At 57.1% G+C, this 19,659-nt stretch carries 20 protein-coding genes and 1 tRNA gene; 12 read left to right on the plus strand and 9 right to left on the minus strand.

Annotated features, from left to right (window positions below):
• Nucleotides 1-112 precede the first annotated feature (112 nt).
• Together HY868_24960 and HY868_24965 are read left to right on the plus strand one after the other, a co-directional pair.
• Nucleotides 113-3,499 carry a TIGR03663 family protein gene (locus tag HY868_24960; protein MBI5305404.1) on the plus strand — a complete coding sequence of 1,129 codons (3,387 nt, stop codon included), beginning with the start codon at nt 113-115 and terminating at the stop codon, nt 3,497-3,499.
• 70 nt (nt 3,500-3,569) lie between these two features.
• Nucleotides 3,570-4,577 (plus strand): flippase-like domain-containing protein, encoded by a 1,008-nt coding sequence (locus HY868_24965; protein MBI5305405.1) that lies wholly within the window; start codon nt 3,570-3,572, stop codon nt 4,575-4,577.
• A gap of 47 nt (nt 4,578-4,624) precedes the next feature.
• Here HY868_24965 and HY868_24970 read toward each other — a convergent pair whose 3' ends face one another.
• From HY868_24970 to HY868_24985, 4 genes are read right to left on the minus strand one after another with little or no spacing between them, the layout of a single operon-like run.
• Complete coding sequence (locus HY868_24970; GenBank protein ID MBI5305406.1) at nt 4,625-5,944, minus strand: hypothetical protein; 1,320 nt, start codon at nt 5,942-5,944, stop codon at nt 4,625-4,627.
• Nucleotides 5,945-5,972: 28 nt separating this feature from the next.
• Nucleotides 5,973-6,530: a 3'-5' exonuclease gene (locus HY868_24975; protein MBI5305407.1), complete on the minus strand. Its 558-nt coding sequence runs from the start codon at nt 6,528-6,530 to the stop codon at nt 5,973-5,975.
• Nucleotides 6,531-6,533: 3 nt separating this feature from the next.
• Nucleotides 6,534-6,896 carry a DUF5615 family PIN-like protein gene (locus HY868_24980; protein ID MBI5305408.1) on the minus strand — a complete coding sequence of 121 codons (363 nt, stop codon included), beginning with the start codon at nt 6,894-6,896 and terminating at the stop codon, nt 6,534-6,536.
• A 12-nt stretch (nt 6,897-6,908) separates the two neighbouring features.
• The gene (locus HY868_24985) at nt 6,909-7,142 is read right to left on the minus strand and encodes a DUF433 domain-containing protein (GenBank protein MBI5305409.1); all 234 of its coding nucleotides are present in this window, start codon (nt 7,140-7,142) and stop codon (nt 6,909-6,911) included.
• Nucleotides 7,143-7,246: 104 nt separating this feature from the next.
• Here HY868_24985 and HY868_24990 point away from each other — a divergent pair, with 104 nt between their 5' ends.
• Together HY868_24990 and HY868_24995 are read left to right on the plus strand one after the other, a co-directional pair.
• Nucleotides 7,247-8,383 carry a hypothetical protein gene (locus tag HY868_24990; GenBank protein MBI5305410.1) on the plus strand — a complete coding sequence of 379 codons (1,137 nt, stop codon included), beginning with the start codon at nt 7,247-7,249 and terminating at the stop codon, nt 8,381-8,383.
• Nucleotides 8,380-9,105 (plus strand): class I SAM-dependent methyltransferase, encoded by a 726-nt coding sequence (locus HY868_24995; GenBank protein MBI5305411.1) that lies wholly within the window; start codon nt 8,380-8,382, stop codon nt 9,103-9,105. The genes HY868_24990 and HY868_24995 overlap by 4 nt, the downstream gene beginning before the upstream one ends.
• Nucleotides 9,106-9,131: 26 nt before the next feature.
• Here HY868_24995 and HY868_25000 read toward each other — a convergent pair whose 3' ends face one another.
• The 5 genes from HY868_25000 to HY868_25020 all read right to left on the minus strand — a co-directional run bounded on the left by HY868_25000 (nt 9,132) and on the right by HY868_25020 (nt 11,588).
• Nucleotides 9,132-9,359 (minus strand): DUF2007 domain-containing protein, encoded by a 228-nt coding sequence (locus HY868_25000; protein ID MBI5305412.1) that lies wholly within the window; start codon nt 9,357-9,359, stop codon nt 9,132-9,134.
• On the minus strand, nt 9,337-10,188 hold the full coding sequence (locus HY868_25005) for a tRNA (adenine-N1)-methyltransferase (GenBank protein ID MBI5305413.1): 852 nt from the start codon (nt 10,186-10,188) through the stop codon (nt 9,337-9,339). Before HY868_25005 ends, HY868_25000 begins: the two co-directional genes overlap by 23 nt.
• 5 nt (nt 10,189-10,193) lie before the next feature.
• On the minus strand, nt 10,194-11,135 hold the full coding sequence (locus HY868_25010; GenBank protein ID MBI5305414.1) for a hypothetical protein: 942 nt from the start codon (nt 11,133-11,135) through the stop codon (nt 10,194-10,196).
• A 49-nt stretch (nt 11,136-11,184) separates the two neighbouring features.
• Complete coding sequence (locus HY868_25015) at nt 11,185-11,439, minus strand: GIY-YIG nuclease family protein (GenBank protein MBI5305415.1); 255 nt, start codon at nt 11,437-11,439, stop codon at nt 11,185-11,187.
• Between the two features lie 56 nt (nt 11,440-11,495).
• Nucleotides 11,496-11,588 (minus strand) — tRNA-Sec (locus HY868_25020).
• A gap of 156 nt (nt 11,589-11,744) precedes the next feature.
• Here HY868_25020 and HY868_25025 point away from each other — a divergent pair.
• The 8 genes from HY868_25025 to HY868_25060 all read left to right on the plus strand — a co-directional run bounded on the left by HY868_25025 (nt 11,745) and on the right by HY868_25060 (nt 19,578).
• Nucleotides 11,745-12,740, plus strand: coding sequence for a LacI family DNA-binding transcriptional regulator (locus HY868_25025; protein ID MBI5305416.1), 996 nt, complete (start codon nt 11,745-11,747; stop codon nt 12,738-12,740).
• A 136-nt stretch (nt 12,741-12,876) separates the two neighbouring features.
• A complete protein-coding gene (locus HY868_25030; GenBank protein ID MBI5305417.1) occupies nt 12,877-13,344 on the plus strand; it encodes a YhcH/YjgK/YiaL family protein in 468 nt (155 codons plus the stop codon).
• 3 nt (nt 13,345-13,347) lie between these two features.
• Entirely contained in the window at nt 13,348-14,430 is a 1,083-nt protein-coding gene (locus tag HY868_25035) for a hypothetical protein (protein ID MBI5305418.1), read from the plus strand.
• 98 nt (nt 14,431-14,528) lie between these two features.
• The gene (locus HY868_25040) at nt 14,529-15,935 is read left to right on the plus strand and encodes a sugar ABC transporter substrate-binding protein (GenBank protein MBI5305419.1); all 1,407 of its coding nucleotides are present in this window, start codon (nt 14,529-14,531) and stop codon (nt 15,933-15,935) included.
• A gap of 149 nt (nt 15,936-16,084) precedes the next feature.
• Nucleotides 16,085-16,918: a sugar ABC transporter permease gene (locus HY868_25045; protein MBI5305420.1), complete on the plus strand. Its 834-nt coding sequence runs from the start codon at nt 16,085-16,087 to the stop codon at nt 16,916-16,918.
• Nucleotides 16,906-17,766 carry a carbohydrate ABC transporter permease gene (locus tag HY868_25050; protein ID MBI5305421.1) on the plus strand — a complete coding sequence of 287 codons (861 nt, stop codon included), beginning with the start codon at nt 16,906-16,908 and terminating at the stop codon, nt 17,764-17,766. The genes HY868_25045 and HY868_25050 overlap by 13 nt, the downstream gene beginning before the upstream one ends.
• A 57-nt stretch (nt 17,767-17,823) precedes the next feature.
• A complete protein-coding gene (locus HY868_25055; protein ID MBI5305422.1) occupies nt 17,824-18,549 on the plus strand; it encodes an RraA family protein in 726 nt (241 codons plus the stop codon).
• A gap of 126 nt (nt 18,550-18,675) precedes the next feature.
• Nucleotides 18,676-19,578: a hypothetical protein gene (locus HY868_25060; protein MBI5305423.1), complete on the plus strand. Its 903-nt coding sequence runs from the start codon at nt 18,676-18,678 to the stop codon at nt 19,576-19,578.
• Nucleotides 19,579-19,659: the final 81 nt, after the last annotated feature.

Consider the following 19,659-nt stretch of genomic DNA (forward strand, 5'->3'; position numbering starts at 1 on the left):
TCTTTTTGCCATAGAGGGCATAGAGAACATAGAGAAGAAAACGAAGATTTCTCTATGACCTCTAAGTGCTCTATGGCTAATCTGACATTGGCAAAATAGGCAGGAAGCATTTATGCAAGTTGAAACCGAACGTCCATCCTTGTTGGATACTCCGTTCCGCGCGTTGTTGAATCTCGATTGGGAACGCGCGCTCATCATCGCGATTGTCGTCCTGGGAATTCTGACGCGGCTGTGGGATCTGCCGTACCGCGCGTGGAATCACGACGAAGCGATTCACACCGATTGGTCGTGGAACCTCTACACCGGGCGCGGGTACCAACACAATCCGATTTATCACGGACCGTTGCTCTACCATCTCACCGCGTTTTCGTTTTTGCTGTTCGGCGATAACGATTTCAGCGCGCGTCTCGCGAACACGTTCCTGGGTATGGTGCTCGTCGCGTTGCCGTTCTTTTTCCGCAAGTGGCTCGGACGCAAGGGCGCGCTCGTGACCGCGGCGCTTCTGTTGATTTCACCAGCGGTGATGTACTATTCGCGTTTCAATCGCCACGATATTTACGTCGAAGTGTTCGTCGTGTTGATGGCGCTGGCGATTTGGAAATACCTGGACGAACGACGCGAGCGCTGGCTCTTTGCTTCCGCCGCGTTTCTCTCGCTCGCGTTCACCGCGATGGAGACGACGTTCATCTTTGTCGCGGTCTTTGCGGTGTTCCTCTGCGCGCATTTCACGTACGAATTTTTGCGCCCGCGCGTCAAGTGGTCGTCCGAATGGCTTGCGCTTGCCTCCGCGATTTTCGGCATCCCGGTGTTTGGTGTGATCGCCACGTACAGCGCGGTGCGCGCGCTCACGGTCAAGACGACGGACGAAGACTGGCGCGAGATTCCCAGCTTTGACCTCGCGATGATTTTCGGTACGTTCTCGATTCCGCTCATCACGCCAGCAGTGATAACGTACCTCCTCAATCCAATTTGGATGATCTTGTTCGCAACTGATTTTCTCCCCGTCTCCGCGTTCAGCGATCTCAGCACGATCATGTCCATCACGCAATCGCAACCGGACGTGATGTTCCGCGTCATCGCGTTGACCGTGGCGATGGTCGCGTTCTCGGCGCTACTGGGTTTGACGTGGAACGCGCGCGTGTGGGGGATTGGCGCGGTCTTGTTCTGGCCCCTCTTCGTCGTCTTTTTCACGACGTTCTTTACAAATGGCTCGGGCTTTTTCTCCGGCTTGCTTGGCTCGCTGGGTTATTGGTTGTCGCAACAAACCGTGCAACGCGGCGGTCAACCCTCGTACTATTATTTGCTCGTGCTGTTGCCGATGTACGAATTTCTGCCGTACCTCTTTGGTCTCGGCGCGATGTTTTGGTACTGGTACCGCTATCGTCCCGTGCGGCTCGTCGCGGTACTCGTGTGGATGCTGTGGATCATTTTTTATTACGTCGCGATTCGTCCGTTATTGTTGGGCGTCGCGCCGAATCTTGCCGATCAACTCGTCGTCGCGTTCATCATGCTTCTCGCGCCGCTGACATTCTTTGCGACGTACGATTCTGAAAAACCCGAAAGTGCGTTTCCGGCATTTCTGTTTGTGTGGACCGCGGGCGTGCTCATCTTGTTCAGTTGGGCGGGCGAAAAAATGCCGTGGCTCACGATGCACCTGACGATTCCGCTCGCGTTCGTCACTGGGTGGGCACTCGAAAAATTGCTCACGGCGGACTGGCGCGATTTGCTCGCGCGCGGCGCGGTGTGGCTTGCGCTCCTCATCCCGCTCACTACGGTGTTGTTCGTGATGTTGATCGTGTCCCCGCGTCCGTTTGGAGGCATGGAACTCAACCAACTTTCCGCGACGAACGCGTTCATCATCGTGCTGTTCATGTTGATCGTGTTCGTCGGTCCCGCGTTCTTCGCCGTCGCGCGACGATTCACCGCGACGGAGGTCGCGCGCATCAGCGCGGTCGCGGTGTTGATTCTCCTGACCGGGTTAACGATTCGATTTGCCGCGCTGGCGGTGTTCATCCAACCCGATTCGGCGCAAGAGACGATCATCTACGCGCAAGGTTCGCACGACAACGTGACGGCGATGCAAGAGATCGAAGAGTTGTCGCGGCGGCTATGTTCGCAGACGACGCCGGGTAGAACGCAAGCGGTGCCGTGCGACAACGGCGCGATCAAGGTCGCCTACGACGACGACTCGTCGTGGCCCTTTGTGTGGTATCTGCGAAATTATCGCAACGCGCAGTACTATGGCGCGAGTCCGAATGCGCCCTTCGACGCGCCGGTTGTGATCGTCGGTTCGAAGAACGAGGAGGCGGTCAAACCCTGGCTGGGTAGCCGCTACACCAAGCGCACGTACAAACTGATTTGGTGGCCCCTTGAAGGATACAAGGATTTGAACCTCGAACGCGTGGCGAATTATTTCCGCGAACCGCAACAGCGTTTGGATTTGTTCAACACCTGGTTCTATCACACCTACAAGGAAAACCAGAGCCAGTGGCCCTACGTGCATCTGTTTTCGTTTTACGTTCGCAAAGATGTCGCGGCGCTGATGTGGAATTACGGCGGCAATGTGCCGCCGCAACCGCTACCGGAAGACGAGTACACGAAAAAGTTCGTGCGGCTCGACGCAGCGCGTGTGCTCGGCACGCCCGGCGCGGGCAAAGGTCAGTTCAATTACCCGCGCGTCATCGCGTTTGACGCGCAAGGCAACATGTTCGTCGCCGATTCGGAAAATCATCGCATCCAGAAATTCGATGCGAAAGGCGAAATCCTCCTGACCTGGGGCACGAAAAGTCCGGATGGCGTCGCGCCGCCGCCGGGTACGTTCAATCAACCCTGGGGTATCGCGGTGGACAAAGCCGGGAACGTGTTCGTTTCCGATACCTGGAATCATCGCGTCCAGAAATTCGACAACAACGGCAAGTTCCTGACAACCTGGGGTGTGAACGGCGACACGCGCGGGGTCGCGCACGATAGTCCATTGCAGTTCTATGGTCCGCGCGCGATTATGGCGGACGCGCAAGGCAATGTCTACATCGCGGACACGGGCAACAAGCGCGTGACCAAGTTCTCGAATACCGGCGAGCCGCTCGCGCAGTACGGCGGCGTCGGCTCCGATCCCGGTCAGTTCCTCGAACAAGTGGGGCTTGCGATAGACAAGCAGGGCAATATCTACGTTGCCGACACGTGGAATCAACGCATCCAAAAATTCGACGCGAATTTCAATTTTGTGATGCAATGGGCGGTGGATGCCTGGGACACGCAAACGGTGGTCAACAAACCGTACCTCGCCGTGGATGGCGAGGGCAACGTGTTCGCGTCCGATCCCGAAGGCGCGCGAATTATGAAATTTGCGAGCGATGGCAAATTGCTGTCCGTGTTCGGCGCGCGCGGCAACGACCTCGCGTCGTTCAACTTGCCGACCGGTCTCGCGTTCGACGCGCAAGGGAATCTCTACGTCGCGGATTCCGGCAATCAGCGCATCCTTGTTTTTACTAAACCGTAAGGATTGACGAAGGATGAAAGACGAAAGACCAAGGTTTTTCGTCCTTTGTCTTTCGTCCCGAGTCAGTGTTTTGAAACCTCGACAAATTATCACGCTCATCGCCAGTCTCGCGATCACCGGGGTGTTCCTCTACCTCGCGCTTGGTCGCGTGGATTGGACGAAACTCGGGCAGTCGTTCGCGTCCGTGAACTATGGGTTCGCCGCGTTCGCGGTGGTGGCGATGCTCTCGAGTTACGTTTTGCGAACGGTGCGTTGGCGACAGTTTCTCGCGCCGACGCAAAAAATTCCGGTGCGCCGCTTGTTCCCCGTGCTGATCGTCGGTTTTTCGCTCAACAATCTTCTGCCCGCGCGTCCCGGCGAATTTGCGCGCGGCTATTGGCTGGGCAAGCGCGAAGGCATTTCGAAAACACTCGGCATTGCGACGGTGATCGTCGAACGCGTCGCAGACGGTTTTACGCTGATCGGTTTTCTCGTCGCCGCGCTGGTATTGTTCGAGCGGCTGGGTCTCGATTTGCCGTCCATCGCCGAGTGGATCGCGGTGGCGATGACGTTGATCTTTGGGATCGCGCTCGGCGGAATGATTTTCTTGCTCGTGCGCGAGTCGCTCGCGTTGCGCGCGTTGCGGTGGTTTACGCGCTTGTTGCCCGCGAGGTTCGCCGCGCGCATCGAAAGAATGCTCGGCTCGTTCGTACTCGGTTTGCATTCGCTCAAATCATCGCGCGATGTGCTCGTGATTGTGTTGCTCTCGATCGCGATTTGGACGCTGGAAGCCGCGACGTACTTTTTCATGCTCATCGCGTTCGGCGCGCTGCCGACGTACGGACGCCGCGCGGTCGCCGGGGTGATGACGATGGCGATGATCAATTTCGGCGTGATGATTCCCGCCGCGCCCGGCGGCGTGGGTCCGTACGAAGCCGCCGGCATTTTTGCGCTCGCCTCGTTTGGAGTGGATGAGACGACCGCCGCGGGCGTGGCGTTGGCGACGCACGCGATCCAATTTGTGTTGATCACCGGGCTAGGACTGTTGTTTATTTGGCGCGAGGGACTCCGGGTTGTAACGAACGAGAGTGACGCGTAACGCGTCACTCTCGTTTTTCAATCAACCTTGAACGACCCTTTGAATTTTCACGCGGGTTGAAACTCGTCCATGTACGATTTGATCTTCGGCAGCGCCACCAGGCGATCGTGGAAAAAATTATTGACGACGTTGATCACCTGCTCGCGCGCGGCGTCCACTTGGACGCTAAGTTGCGCGCCTTCATGTTGCGCCAGCGCGTCTTTGAGATTGAGCAGATGCCGCACGATCTCCGCCTCTTGCGCGCCTTCGAGCGTATTGACCACGGTAAGAATCAACTGGTCGGCTTGCGCGAGCAGTTGCTCTTTGGGAATAGACGAATCGGCTTGCCCCACGTCTTCCAGCGTGCGGACGAGCGACCACACCTGATACAACATCGTCGCCGGCTCGTCGAACAATTCGCGAATGAACGCGGCTTCCTCGTACCGTCCGGTCAATCGAAAAATGTTGTACATCCGTTTCGCCGCCTTGCCATAGTTCACGTCTTTGGTTAGATATTTTCGGACTTCGTGCTCGAGTTGCGCCACGTAATCGTCGAGTGCGTTGGCGGAAACGTGTTGCGCCAGTTTTGAAAAAATCGGCACCGACGCGGCGTCGAGATACACCTCTTGAAAGTATGGATCGAGATAGCCGTCGAGCGGCGTGATCGCGCTGTCGGGCGCTTCCCAGGTCACGTCGAGCATGTTGCTCGCGTTCGCCAATTGCTTGCGCGCGGGGTCGGCGATGACCCAATCCAATTTGCACCACCCTGGGTTGGACGCGACCGCGTCCCAACGAATTTCGACCGGCGCACCATCCGGTTTGAACGCATCAATTTTGCCCGCCGCGATTTCGTCGGGTCGCCACGCGATTGGCGAGCCGCCGCGCACCGGCGTGCCTTCTTTCACAACGTCGTGCGGATACGAACCGAATTTCACTTCGATCAACTGATACGTCGGTCCTTTGAACGCGCTCAACGCCTTGTCGCGCATGATGCGCGCGAGAATGGCGCATGCCTCGGCGCGCGTCGGCGCTTTGATGTTGACGCGTTCGAAGTAATCACAATCGCCGGGATACGTTTGGATTTTTGATTGCGCGGCGGAGCCGGACAGCGCGAGCGCGGTCTCGACGATGCCTGGCTCGTCCTTGAACTCGACGATCTGTCCGATCGCGCGAAAGCGCGCGAGGTCCGCCGAACTAAAATCGAGCATCGTGACCTTGTGCCCGAACACGCCAGCGCGCGTATCGAACACAATATCGCCGCCCGCATCGCCTGCCGCCATCGCGGTCAGCCATTGCAACGCGTCTGCCTCGTCCAGTTCTACGCCGAGCCGCTTTGCCGATTCGACAATCTGTGCGAGTTCGGTCGTCGGTTTTGTGCTATCGCTCATTTGTCACCTCGATTCAGAGTTTTACGCATCACATATCGCGCGCATCGCGATTCATTGCTTCAAGAATCTTTCCAAACAATCGCGCCTGATCCTGCGCGTCACTCAACGCGTTGTGCGTGAGCGGCGTGGCGGGCAGATGCAAGCGCGCCATGATCGCGCGCATCCGCGTTTCATCCCAGGTCACGCCGAACGCGCCCATAAAGTACGCTTTGATGTCCAGCGCGGCGTGCCCAAATGGATTGTGCCCAAGAAATCGGTGAAAATAATCGGCGACGAACATCCAATCGAACGGCGCGTTGAACGCGAGAAAAACTGGGTTGGGCGCGTTGACCGCGAGCCACACTTCAAATTCGCGCAGCGCGTCCATGGGCGGCATGCCGCGCGCGGCAAGTTCGTCGAGCGACAGTTGGCTGATCGCGAGCGCTTCGGGGATCGCGTTGCGATTGACCGGTTGCAGTTCGATGTAAAAACCGCGCGTCGGATTGGATACCAGGCACGCCCCAATCGAAAGAAGCGAATACTGACTGGGATTCGGTCCTGCAGTCTCAACGTCAACGGAAACGAAATTCTCAGGGAAGGACAGCATGGTTCAGGTGCTCGCGGGTAATTCTCTCATTCGAATTCGGTTCTCTTCGACCACGGCAAAATGACCTTCCCAATCGGTGCGCGACGAAATTGCTTGAACCGTAGCGCGTGCGATGTACGATGAAGACCTGACTGAAATCCGAAACAAGATAATGCCGCATTCTGCTGGCAGCTTGGAACGAAAAGCAAGTTCACCAAAATCCTTATCAAAGGTAATCAGAATCCGTTTTTCTCTTCTGGCGCGTTGGAGAATAGCATCGTCTCTGCTGCCAGGCGCGTCAGTTCTAATCCAGACAACATCATGATCGTGATCACGTAGGGCTTGAACAGCATCACCCGGAAAGTTCTCATTGGCGAGAAAACGCATTGGTCGGGTTCCTTATGAAAATGCTACGGCGTACACTTTTTCCGATTTGAGCACTTGACCGGCGTACCGCAAGCATGCCTGAATATCTTCGTGAGTCAAACCAGGATAGTTGCGTAAGATTTCTGCTTCGCTCCAACCTTCGGCAATCAAATCAATGATAAACTCGACGGCTAACCGCGTCCCTGTGACGACCGGCTTGCCGACCAGAATTTTAGGGTCAACCATGATTCGTTCTTCCCATTCCATGATGCCTCCTTTCGGATACGGCGACGATTATAACACGCGCCCGCGTTAGCGTCAATCAAATTTCGCCTTGCAAACATCGCGATTCCCGGTATAATCATCGCTCGATGAAACCAAAAGATTTTTCGCACGTCAAACATTTTCCCGGTACGATGAGCAGTCACTTTGACTGGCTCGTTCGCTTTGCCGATGCGATTGAAAGTATTCCGACGTTGCTGTTCGCCGCGCTCTTGTTCGGCATCGCGCTCGTGCCCACGCGATTCGATGTGTGGCTCGCGTTCGTCGTGTGGTTGTTCTTTCTCGGCGATTGGCTTTTGATTGCCGCGTTGCCGCGCGCCGGCAAATCATTCGGACCGGCGAAACCGCCGATGATCGTGCTCGCGACGATGCGCGCGGTATTTGCCGCATTGCCGCTGCCGTTCAACCTCATCGCGCAAGTGATCGGTACTGCGCTCGTCGTCTATGGTTTTTGGTTCGAGCCGCATCGCTTACGTGTGACGCGCCAGGTCTTGCAAACAGCGAAACTCAAAACGAACGGACGACCTTTGCGCGTATTGCATCTCGGCGATCTTCACGTCGAGCGGATCACCGCGCGCGAACGCGAATTGATCGCGCAAACGCGCGCGCTCGCACCGGATGTGATTTTGTTTTCCGGCGATTTTCTGAATCTGTCGAACATCGAAGACCCGATTGCGTGGGAACATACGCGCGAGATTTTGCGCGAGTTGCGCGCGCCGCTCGGCGTGTTCGCGGTGACGGGCAGTCCGCCGGTGGACCCGCCCGACGTCGTCGAAAAACTGCTCGACGGGTTGCCGATTCGTTGGCTGCGTGATGAGCGCGTTTCGCTGGAGTTTGAACGACAACGCGTGGATGTCGTCGGCATTACGTGCACGCACAAGCCGCACGTGGACGGCGCTACGCTCGATGCAATCTTGCACGGTGACCCGGACGATCTAACGATTCTGCTTTATCACTCGCCCGATCTCGCGCCGGTCGCGGCGGAGCAGGGCGTGGATTTGCAATTGTCCGGGCACACGCACGGCGGTCAAGTTCGCATTCCGTTTTTCGGCGCGATTTATACGGCATCGCTGTACGGCAAACAGTTCGAGGTCGGGCGGCATCATATCGGCGCGTTCACGTTGTACGTCACGCGTGGCATCGGACTCGAAGGCAAGGGCGCGCCGCGTGTCCGGTTCTTGTGTCCGCCGGAAATGATTCTGTGGGAAATTCAGGGTGAAAGATGAGCGACCAAGAAATCTTCGCGGACGCGTTGTGGCAGTTTTATGAAATCGGGCGCGCGGACTTGCGCGTCGAACGCGACGATGGATACGCAAGCATAGAAAATATCGCGTGGTACTTTACGACGCATCGCGAATTTCTGCCGATTGAAAAAGCCGCGTTGAAATTCGCGCGCGGGCGCGTGTTGGACGCAGGGTGCGGCGCGGGGCGGCACAGTTTGTACTTGCAGAGACGCGGTTTACGCGTGACCGCGCTGGATGTATCGCCGCGCATCGTCGAGTTGGCGCGCGTGCGCGGGGTGCGCGATGCGAGATGCGCGAATCTTTGCGGCAAACTGCCGTTGCGCGCGAGCGAATTCGACACGGTCATTTTGTTCGGTAACAACCTGGGAATCTGCGGCACAGTCGCCAAGTTTCGCCGAATGTTGCGCGAGTTGCATCGCGTCACGTCGCCACGCGGACGCATTCTCGCGACGACGCGCATGCCGAGCACGACGAATCCATGGCACAAGCGTTACTTGGAACGCAACCTCGGGCGCGGGCGCGCTCTCGGGCAGATTCGTTTACGACTCATGCTCAATGGTCGGCGCGGCGCGTGGTTCGATTTGCTCTTGCTCGCGCCGACTGATCTAATGCCAATCGCGGCGCAAGCAGGTTGGAAAATCGCGCAGGTGTTTGCGGAGGGAAATTTCGAGGACGGTTACTCGGTGGTGTTGGAAAAAATGTAGAGACGTTGTGCGCTACTCGAACGTCTCTACGTTTTTTCCAATAACGCGCGTGCCTCTTCCTCGCGTTCGCGCGGCACGAGCACCTCGACCTGACCCAGCCCATCCACGGTCAAGCCGATGATGCGTCCGACGCTTTCATACTTTAACATCGCCGGAATCCCGGCGCTTTCCAATTTGTTCTTGATCGTTTCCGCGGTGAGCATTCCCGGCGATGTGTAGACGACGACGAGATCATCCTTCGGTTTCGACGGCATCTTTTTCCTCCTCCGATTTCGCGCTGACGATTTCCATTTTTTCGAGACGCGCCACTGCGCGCGCGAACAGCAAATAGCCGGTGTGCGCGACCATGCGATCTTCGGGGCGCAAACGATCGGCGTTGATTTTATAGTGCCGCGTCAAAATTTCGACGACCTCGATGTCCGCCCACGTGCCTTGTGCGTCAATCTCCTGCAACAGATCGGTCAACTGGTTCGTCGTCGGCACGAGCGCGCCGAAAAAGCCGCCGCCCTTGAGCGCCGCGCGCGCTTGCGCGAGGTACAACCAGGGTTCGCGCACGTCGAGAAACAGCGCGTCCACGTGGCGTTCGTCAAAGCCCTCGCGAATATCGCGCAATTTCAATTCGACCGCATCGAGCGCGCCGACGCGTTCCAGATTCTTGCGCGCAATCGCTTGCATGTCCTCGCGCGCTTCGTATGAATAGACGCGTCCGTTCGGCGCGACCTGGCGCGCGAGCGCGAGCGTCAATCCGCCGCTGCCCGTGCCGGCTTCGACGACGCGCGTGCCAGGGACGATGTTCATTCGCAAGATGATGTAGCCGATCTCTTTCGGGAAAATGATTTGCGAGTTGCGTTTGATGTAGCGCACGAGGTCGTGCGATGATGGTTGCAACAACAAGTACGGATGACCGAGTTGCGTTCGCACCGCGCTCCCAAATGGTTTACCGATGATATCCTTGTGCAAAATGAAACCATAGTGCGTATCGAAACGCTGGGTCGCTTGGAGCCGCGCCAAGTGATGACGCTCATCGGGACCGAGGAGCAGGATATAATCATTTTCGCGCGCGAGATTCTGTTCGTCAGTCATCATGTCTACCTGTTTACCTGTTTACTTTTCAGCGGGCGTGCTTGCAAAATAATAATTCGGTCGCCCACACAACACCACTCGATGTCCTGCGGCGCGTGAAAGTGAGTTTCGATTTTGTGTCCCAGGATGGCGAGCGCGTTGACTTGCGCGTCGCTCAACGATGGTGCGTTTTGTTTTTCGTTCGGCACGGCGTGCGCTTGAATGCCGCCCTCTGGCGCGGGTGATTCCATCACCACTTGCGTCACGATATCGCGTCGCGTGATCGCGCCATCGCGTTGAACGACGAAATGATCCGGTTTCCAGCGCGCCGCGATGATCGCCGCGCCGAGACCAAGCGTCGCGTCAATGTGAATTTCGTCGGTCGCGCCGGTGAGGGGGTTCGCGGTAAACATGACGCCTGCCGCGTCGGGGTTGAGAACTGGTTGCACGACTGCCGCCATCGTCACCTGTTGCGGCGCGATATGCTTGTGATACCGAAAATAGATCGCGCGCGAGTTCCAGGGCGCTGACCAAATCGCGCGCAAACGATCCAACACGTTCTGAATGCCGACGATGCCGAGGTACGCTTGCGGTACGCCGGACGCCGCCGGGTTCGGCACATCTTCGATCACGCGCGAGGCGCGCACTGCGACCGGCGCGTTCGCCATTGCGCCGGCGACCTCGCGCGCGAGTGCTTCGGGCAGAGGCGCGTTTTCGATCCACGCGCGAATTTCGTCGGTCGCCGTTTCGAGTTCCACCGGGTCTTCGATTTCAATTTGTGCGAGGCGCGCGACGATTTGCGCGTTGAGTGGCAGTGCGACCACATCGCGATACGCGTCTGCGCCGACGCAAAAACCGGTCGGCACCTCGAATCCCGCGGCGATCAACTCGCCGAGCCGTGCGGCTTTATCGCCTGCCCAGTTGTGATCGGCGAGGCGGAGTTCGTTGAGTTGGCGTACGTATGTCACAGGTTCTCCCGAAAATATGCAAGACGCAATACGCGGTCAGTATTTCGTACTACGTATTTTGATCCACCAACGCGAGTTTGCGCTTGCGCGACATTTGCTTGATCGCGATTTCGCGACGCATCGCCGCGCGCCGCGAGGGCAAGCGTTCGTGATAGATCAATTCGACCGGCAAACGCGTGCGCGTGTAGCGCGCGCCACGACCGAGTTGATGCGCGCGCACGCGGCGCGTCACGTCGAACGTCCAACCGGTGTAGAGCGTACCATCGGCGCAGCGCAACAGATAAATGTAAGCAGATCGTCGCATACAAAACAATTGACGAGTGACGCCGGAATCTACGCCGCTCGTCACTCGTCGCACGACGGGAGTGGATGGGAGTCGAACCCACCGAAGCCGTATAAACGCCTTCCAGCAGTTTTGAAGACTGTGGAGCCCACCGGGACTCAACCACCCCCAAGTCAATGAAGCTTGGCTCAGGAGAATTTAGCACGCGCCCTTGTTTTTGTCAATTTTCCGCTGAAAATTCGTGCTGAAAAGTATTGACAAACAAAATGGAAACGGTTACAATGTAACCGTTTCCAAAGTAAACGTTTTCAGGAGCGGTGTTTGGAATGGCAAGCATCAAAGATGTTGCGAGCAAATCGGGCGTCTCAGTAGCCACCGTTTCCCGTGTCCTCAACAACAACCCCCGCGTCAAGCCGCATTTGCGCGAACGAATCCTCCAAACGATTGACCAGCTCGGCTATCAGCCGAGCGGTATCGCGCGCAACATGCGCAGCCAGAGTGTCCGCGTCATCGGCTTGGTGATCTCCGATATTCAAAATCCATTTTTCACCGCGCTCGTCCGCGCGGTCGAAGATGTGGCGTATGAAAATCAGTACACGGTGCTCCTCTGCAATTCCGACGAAAATCTCCAGAAAGAACAACTCTACATTGATGTGCTCTCGCGCGAACGCGTGGCGGGCGTGATTATCGTGCCGACTGGCAAAAACTGCAGTCCGCTTCTCAATTTGCGAATGCCGGTGGTGATGGTGGATCGCACGGTACCTGGGATCATCACCGATTCAGTCGTGCTCGATAACGTCGCGGGCGCGTACGCGGCGACCAAGCATCTCATCGAGTTAGGACATCAGCGCATCGGGTTGGTCGGCGCGCCGCTGGGTGTGTCGGTGGGCGTGGAGCGACGGAAAGGGTACGAAAAAGCCCTGCGCGCTCACAAACTTCGTGTGGACGAGGCGTTAATCCGCGCGGGCGATTTCAAAGAACAGGGTGGATACGAAGCTACGCTCGCGTTGCTCGAACTCGCGCCGCGACCGACGGCGATATTCGCGGTGAACAACTTGATGACGATGGGGGCGTTCCAAGCCATCGCCGAAAAAAAATTACGCATCCCCCAAGATATTTCGGTGATCGGTTTTGACGATATGCCCTGGCTCACGCTACTCACGCCGCCGCTCACTGCGGTTCGTCAACCGACATACGAGATCGGCGCGCAAGCGGCACAGCTATTGTTCGCGCGAATGCAGAATACCGCGCTCCCGACACAAACGCGCGTGTTCAAGCCAGAACTCATCGTGCGCGGTTCCACTGCCGCGCCCGCGCGATAATTTTTTCGCGACTGCTCACCCTTGCGAAGGTTCGCACGCGTTATTTGTTGGAAATCGAATTAATTGACGTCGCGCGATTTTTGAGAAAAGCGATTGAAAACCTTCGCAAGGTTGGGCTGGATATTGGAGGATTCGAATGATTGTATCTGACCTCGCGCATTTGCCCGCGCAACTCCGCACCAATTCCGCGTTCGACCAAGCCATCGAATTTCTGCGCCGTGAAGGTTGGCGCGGTCACGCCGACGGCATCGTTCCGATTGACGGCGAAACCGTGTACGGCATGTTGCAATCGTACGAAACGAAAATCCCCCAGGACACGGTGCCGTTCGAAGGACACCGCAAGTACATTGACATTCAGTACGTGATCGAAGGCAAGGAGACGATTTACTGGACGCCGACGGGCGCGCTCACGCCGACGACGCCGTACGATGACGGGAGAGATATTTGGTTCTCCCAGTTTACGCGCCAAGACGCGATACCGGTCGCACTGGTTGCCGGACAACTCGCGGTGCTCTTTCCCGAAGACGCGCACGCGCCCACGCACGTTTCTGGCGCGTCAATGCGCGTTCGCAAAATCGTCGTCAAGGTGGCGGTGTCGAGTTAGGCGATGCGCCAACTTCGCAACCACATTCCGATCAGCGGTCCCGCGCGACGCGAGCCAGCTGACGGCGCCGAATCGCCGATGCGCGTGTCGCTCGGTTTCGAGCCGGCGTGGTACGCGCAACGGTGCGGCGTGGATTTCTCGGAACGTTGGCACACCGACCCAGTTTATCGCCACGACACGCTCGTCGCGATGAAGGCGGAACTGCACCGCGCGTTTCCAACCATCGCCTACTGGGACGTGAATCGCGTGGACGACACCTGGACGATTTCTGGCGCGTACGGTTCGTACTTTATCGCGCAGGTGTTTGGCGGCGAGTTGGAGTACGCGCGCGACCGATGGCCTCACGTCATTCGCCGCCCCAGTTTGTCGCTCGAAGCATTGGCGAGTCTTCAGGTGAATGATTTGTTGAACGCGCCGATGGTTGGCGAGCTGGATCGCCAAATGGATGTGATCGAACGCGCGGCGGGCAAGATTCACGGCTACTTCAGTTGGCAGGGCGTACTCAACAACGCGTTCAACATCTATGGTCAGCATATTTTCACCGCGATGGTCGAGACGCCGGAACTCGCGCACCAGTTTTTCGCGTTGATCGCCGATGTGATGATCGCGCTTGCCCAACGCGTGCAAGCGCGGCAACGCGCGTCCGGCTTTGCGATCAATCAGCTCGACGTGAGCAATTGCGTGATGAACATGATCTCGCCGGTCATGTACCGCGAATTTATTTTCCCGTACGACAAGCAAATCGCAGAGCAGTTCGAGTACTTTGGCGTGCACACATGCAACTGGAACGTAAATCCGTACTTGTCCGTTTTGGGCGAGTTACCCAAGATGGATTATCTCGATATGGGCATCGTCTCTGATCTGCGCCGTGTGCGCGAGCTGTTTCCCGATACGCGTCGCGCGGTGATGTACTCGCCGGTGAAATTTCACGACGCGCCGCGCGATGAAATCGAAAACGATATGCGGCGCATTTGCGATGACCTTGCGCCGTGCGATATTGTGATGGCAGATATTCAGTACACCACATCGGATTTTCGCGTGAACGAGTTGTTGGAGATTTGCCATGCGTTGGAGCATTCGTCATAAACCTGGCAAGCCACGAAGGAGGTGAGGGCAAGCGCAAAGGTTCTGCATTGGTTTTACCGGACTGACCATCAATTAATTTTCTCTCGAGGAGGAGAAACATGAGCGACAAGATTACCCGCCGAGATTTTCTCAAATCATCCGTGTTGGCAGGCGCGGGATTGGCAAGCGCATCTCTGTTGAACGCGTGCGCGCCGACTCCCGAACCGACCAAGGCGCCTGCGCCGGCGGCGCAACCCACCGCACCTGCCGTCGTGAAAACGACCGGCGACAAGTTCGATTGGAAACGCTTCAAGGGCGAAAAGATCGAAGCTCTGCTCATCAAAAACACGCAGGGCGACATTATGGCTCAGAACATCAAGGAATTCGAAGAGCTAACCGGCATCACGGTTGGCGTGGACCAGCCGGCTGAACAGCAACAGCGGCAGAAACTCGCCGTCGAGTTCCAATCGGGACAGACGAGTTTCGACGTCGTTTACTATTCGTTCCACGTGCAAAAGCGTTTGTTCGGCAAGAACAAATGGGTCACCGACATTCGCGATTACCTCAAAGATCCGACGATGACGGCTCCCGAGTTCGACTGGGATGATTTTTCCGCAGCCGGCAAGGCGTGGGCAACCGAGCCAGATGGACGAATTGATGCGCTACCCAACAAGATTGACTATGGTGTGCTCTACTGCAACAAAGACCTCTTTGCGGCGAAAGGTGTCGCGCTCCCCAAGACCTTTGACGATGTCGTCTCTGCCGCGCAAAAATTGCATGACCCCAGCAAAAACGTTTACGGCTTCGTCGGACGCGGACTCAAGAACGCGAATGCGTATCTGTGGTGTCTGATGGTGCTGGGGTGGAACATTGATCTGATTGACGACAAGCTCAACTTGAACACTACAACGCCCGAAGCGATCGAATCGGCAAAGTTCTATCAGAACTTGCAGAAGAACTTTGCGCCTCCCGGCGTCGCCGGTTTCAACTGGAACGAATCCCAGTCGGCGTTCGCGCTCGGACAGGTAGCAATGTGGTGGGACGGAGTCGGCTTTGCCGCGCCACTCGAAGACGCCAAGTCTTCCAAGGTCGTCGGCAAGGTCGCGTACGTGGTTGCGCCGGCGGGACCCAAAGGGAATTGGGCAGGCATGACCGGTGACGGGCTGGGCATTTCGTCCTTCAGTAAGAAGAAGGGACCGGCGTGGTACTTTGCGATGTGGGCGGCGAGCAAGAGTATCCTGGCAAAATCGTTCGCCGCAGGATCAGGCGCGCAAGCACGCAATTCGGTGTACACCAATCCCGACGCGCTCAAGAACCTCACGGTTCCGAAGGAATGGGTGGATACCGTCGTCGCCTCCGGCAAGATCGGACGCGCGGCATTGCCCATCGTCGTACCCGTGACCGAGTTCCGCGACATCTTTGGCGTCGCACTCACGAACATGATCGGCGGTGCGGATCCCGCGAGCGAACTCAAGAAAGCAACCGACGAGTTCAAACCGATTTTGGAAAAGAGCGAGAAGGCATAACCCCTACCCCTTCCCCCCCCCGTCAACGACGGGGGAGGGTGAGGGAGGGGGTGGAAAACGAGGTGCATGTGGAAGTTGCCAAGCGATCAGTATCGCTATCCCTGGGTCGCAAAAAAGTATACAGTCGTCAGAGCGTCTACGTGTGGTTTATGATCCCAGCCATCGCCGTGATTTTCGCCGTGATCATTTTTCCGTGGGTCTTTACCGTGTGGATGAGTCTGAACGATTGGCGCATCGGCATGTCAAGCGAGTTTATCGGTTTGGGAAATTTTCAAATGCTCGCGACGAACAATCGTTTTCTCTCGACAATCCCGCGCACGTTGTACTTTACTTTTCTCTCCGTCCTCTTGCCGGTCGTACTCGGCGTGTTCGCCGCCGAAGTGTTTCACCAAAAATTTCCTCTGCGCGGATTGTTGCGCGGCATCTACATCGCGCCGATGATGGCGACGCCGGTCGCGATCGCGCTCGTCTTTACGATGATGTTTCACCCACAAATCGGCGTACTGAATTATCTGCTCAGTCTCGTCGGAATTCCGAAACAGCTGTGGGTGTACTCCGCCGACACAGTGATTCCCACGCTCGCGTTCGTCGAAGTGTGGCAGTGGACGCCGCTCGTGATGCTGATTGTTCTCGGTGGACTCGCGTCCTTGCCGACTGAGCCGTACGAATCGGCGGTGATTGATGGCGCGAGTCAGTGGGATATGTTCCGCTACATCACCTTTCCCTTGATCCTCCCGTTTTTAATGATCGCGGTCATCCTGCGCACGATTGACGCGCTCAAGTCGTTCGACATCATCTACGTCATCTCGCAGGGCGGACCAGGAACCGCATCCGAGACGATCAATCTGTATTTGTACCTGCAAGCGTTCTCCTTTTTTCAAATCGGACATGCGTCCGCGGTGGTCATCGTATTCTTTGTGCTCATTCTAGCGTTGGCAATGATCTTGCTTGTCGCGCGCGAGAGGTTGCGATGGAATCGGTAGCCCAGGTATCTCAATTCGATTTGAACTATCGGCTGAAAAAACTGCTCGGGCGTATTGGACTGTTCTTTGCGGTCTTTGTCGTCGTCTCGCCCGCGATCTTTGTGTTCCTCTGGATGTTGTCGCTCTCGCTCAAAAACGAGATTGACAATATCGCGTATCCGCCGGTGTTCATTCCGAGTCCGCCGACGTTCGACAACTATTTCAAAATTTTCCGCGAGAGCAACTATGTGTTGTACGCGTACAACAGCGTCATCGTCTCCGGCGCGGCGACCTTGATCGCGCTTGTCGTCGGTGTGCCTGCCGGGTACGGCATCGCGAAAGGCAAGGCGCAAGGGTTGGGCATGTTGATTATGATCGCGCGGATCACGCCTGGTTTGTCGTACTTGATCCCGTTGTTCACCTTGTTTCGCTTCCTGGGTATCTCCGGCAGTTTGCTCGCGGTGACGATCAGTCACCTCGTGCTCACAATTCCGATGGTCGTGTGGGTGATGATCAGTTTCTTCGAGGACATGCACCCCGAACTGGAAGAAGCCGCGCTTACGGACGGTTGCAATGTCTGGCAAGCATTCTACCGCGTCGCGATGCCGATTGCGCGACCTGGGATTGCGGTCGCCGCGATTCTCGCGTTCATTCAATCGTGGAACAACTTTTTGTTCGGCGTTGTGCTCGCCGGACGCGAGACGCGCACGTTGCCCATCGCGGTGTTCAACGCGATGACGTTCGAACAATTGTCGTGGGGACCGGTCGCGGCGGCGGCGCTCGTCGTGACGCTGCCTTCGCTTTTGCTCACGATTTTCGTCCAGCGCGATATTGTGACTGGTCTCGCGGCTGGGGGTGTGAAAGGATAGATTGGTAGGGCAATTTTCCAAAATCACCTACGATTTTTCACGAAGGACGAAGATGACATGATCTCACTATCAACACTCGAAAAACTCCGCCAGTTCGATTCGCCGACGATTTGCAACATCATCGAAGTGTTCGACGTGCGTCCGCGCCACACCGGCTATATGGACGCGCGCATCATCGCCGCGTTTCCCGAAATGCCGCCGATGGTTGGCTTTGCCGCGACCGCAACGTTTCGCGCATCCGCGTTGCCGCGTGGTGGCGAGGCGTACTCATCGCTCGACAAACAAGTTGAACGCTTTGGCGAATTGTCCGGTCCTGCGGTCGTCGTGTTTCAAGATGTGGATTCGCCGAGTGTTGCCGCGACGTTCGGCGAAATCATGTGCACGGTGTACCAAGCGTTCGGCGCCGTCGGTCTGGTCACGAGCGGCGCGGGGCGCGACCTTGACCAGGTTCGCAAGATCGGTTTTCCGGTTTTCACGAATGGGACGATTTGCTCGCACGGTTATTCGAGCATCCCGCAGATTCACGTTCCGATTCACGTCGGCGGCATCGCGATCTATCCGGACGATTTACTGCACGGCGATTGCAACGGCGTGACGACGATTCCGCAAGAAATCGCGTCCGAGGTCGCGGACATGGGCGACGCGTACGTCGCGGCAGAGATGCTCATCATCGAAGCGATGCGGACATCGCCGGGCAATCTGAGATTGTTGCGCGAACGTCGAGCTGAATCGAACGCCGCCATCGCAAAATTGCGCGCCCAGGTTTCGCGCGCACAAAAGTAATAGTCATTACGACGAAGCGGATCACGCCGCGCGTGGTGAACTGTAGCGGCGGGCAGCTTGCCCGCCCGCACTACAGACCGCCTTCTCACGATGACATGCTAAGACTCATTCAATTCGGAGCGTACCATGCGAATCGAACAGATCAATTACCAGGGTTGGAATTGTTGTCGTGCCTCGAATGAGATCGTGGATGCGATCGCGACGCTCGATGTCGGTCCGCGCATCATCCGCTTTGGTTTCGTCGGCGAGGCGAACGAGTTCAAGGAATACGCGGATCAACTGGGCAAGACTGGCGGCGACGAATGGCGCATCTATGGCGGGCATCGTTTGTGGCACGCGCCGGAAGTATTGCCGCGAACGTACGCGCCGGATAATTCACCGATCAAATTCGAAACGCTCGGCGACGGCATCAAATTGATTCAACCCGTCGAGCGTACGACCGGCATCGCGAAGGAAATCGAATTGCATCTCGCGCCGAACGCCGCGTCGGCGCGCGTGGTTCAGCGCTTGACGAATCACAACGTGTGGGCGGTCGAATTCGCGCCCTGGGCGTTGAGCGTGATGGCGCAAGGCGGCAAAGCGATTCTGCCACTGCCGCGACGCGGCGAGCATCCGGCTGATTTGCAAGCCGCGAATCGGCTCGTGCTGTGGCATTTCACCGACATGTCCGATCCGCGTTGGACATGGGGCAACAAGTACATTTTGTTGCGGCAAGACGCGACGATGAGCCGTCCGCAAAAGTTGGGCGCGAGCGTGCCGGACGGATGGTGTGCGCACGCGCGCGATGGTCACTTGTTCGTCAAGCGTACCGCGTTTCAATCCGACGCGCAGTACACCGACCTGGGATGTTCGGTCGAGACGTTCACGAACGCGGACATGCTCGAACTCGAAACCCTGGGTCCACTCACGCGACTGGAACCGGGGGCAACGGTCGAGCACGTCGAAACATGGCAACTGTTTCGCGATGTGCCTGTGCCGATGAACGACGCGGACGTGGATGCGTTCGTACTGCCGAAAATAAAATTGTGATGTCATTGCGAGCCGCGATGCGGCGAGGCAATCTACTCTTCCAACCCTCCCCTTAAGAAGGGGAGGGCTAGGGTGGGGTTG

This window comes from Chloroflexota bacterium (assembly GCA_016219275.1).
Classification (GTDB): domain Bacteria; phylum Chloroflexota; class Anaerolineae; order UBA4142; family UBA4142; genus JACRBM01.

Bases quoted from the DNA above. Each gene is read 5' to 3' on its own strand.
- HY868_24960 (MBI5305404.1), top strand. From the start codon at position 113: ATGCAAGTTGAAACCGAACGTCCATCCTTGTTGGATACTCCGTTCCGC.
- HY868_24970 (MBI5305406.1), bottom strand. From the start codon at position 5,944: ATGAGCGATAGCACAAAACCGACGACCGAACTCGCACAGATTGTCGAA.
- HY868_24975 (MBI5305407.1), bottom strand. From the start codon at position 6,530: ATGCTGTCCTTCCCTGAGAATTTCGTTTCCGTTGACGTTGAGACTGCA.
- HY868_24980 (MBI5305408.1), bottom strand. From the start codon at position 6,896: ATGCGTTTTCTCGCCAATGAGAACTTTCCGGGTGATGCTGTTCAAGCC.
- HY868_24985 (MBI5305409.1), bottom strand. From the start codon at position 7,142: ATGGAATGGGAAGAACGAATCATGGTTGACCCTAAAATTCTGGTCGGC.
- HY868_24990 (MBI5305410.1), top strand. From the start codon at position 7,247: ATGAAACCAAAAGATTTTTCGCACGTCAAACATTTTCCCGGTACGATG.
- HY868_24995 (MBI5305411.1), top strand. From the start codon at position 8,380: ATGAGCGACCAAGAAATCTTCGCGGACGCGTTGTGGCAGTTTTATGAA.
- HY868_25000 (MBI5305412.1), bottom strand. From the start codon at position 9,359: ATGCCGTCGAAACCGAAGGATGATCTCGTCGTCGTCTACACATCGCCG.
- HY868_25005 (MBI5305413.1), bottom strand. From the start codon at position 10,188: ATGACTGACGAACAGAATCTCGCGCGCGAAAATGATTATATCCTGCTC.
- HY868_25015 (MBI5305415.1), bottom strand. From the start codon at position 11,439: ATGCGACGATCTGCTTACATTTATCTGTTGCGCTGCGCCGATGGTACG.
- HY868_25025 (MBI5305416.1), top strand. From the start codon at position 11,745: ATGGCAAGCATCAAAGATGTTGCGAGCAAATCGGGCGTCTCAGTAGCC.
- HY868_25030 (MBI5305417.1), top strand. From the start codon at position 12,877: ATGATTGTATCTGACCTCGCGCATTTGCCCGCGCAACTCCGCACCAAT.
- HY868_25035 (MBI5305418.1), top strand. From the start codon at position 13,348: ATGCGCCAACTTCGCAACCACATTCCGATCAGCGGTCCCGCGCGACGC.
- HY868_25040 (MBI5305419.1), top strand. From the start codon at position 14,529: ATGAGCGACAAGATTACCCGCCGAGATTTTCTCAAATCATCCGTGTTG.
- HY868_25045 (MBI5305420.1), top strand. From the start codon at position 16,085: ATGATCCCAGCCATCGCCGTGATTTTCGCCGTGATCATTTTTCCGTGG.
- HY868_25050 (MBI5305421.1), top strand. From the start codon at position 16,906: ATGGAATCGGTAGCCCAGGTATCTCAATTCGATTTGAACTATCGGCTG.
- HY868_25055 (MBI5305422.1), top strand. From the start codon at position 17,824: ATGATCTCACTATCAACACTCGAAAAACTCCGCCAGTTCGATTCGCCG.
- HY868_25060 (MBI5305423.1), top strand. From the start codon at position 18,676: ATGCGAATCGAACAGATCAATTACCAGGGTTGGAATTGTTGTCGTGCC.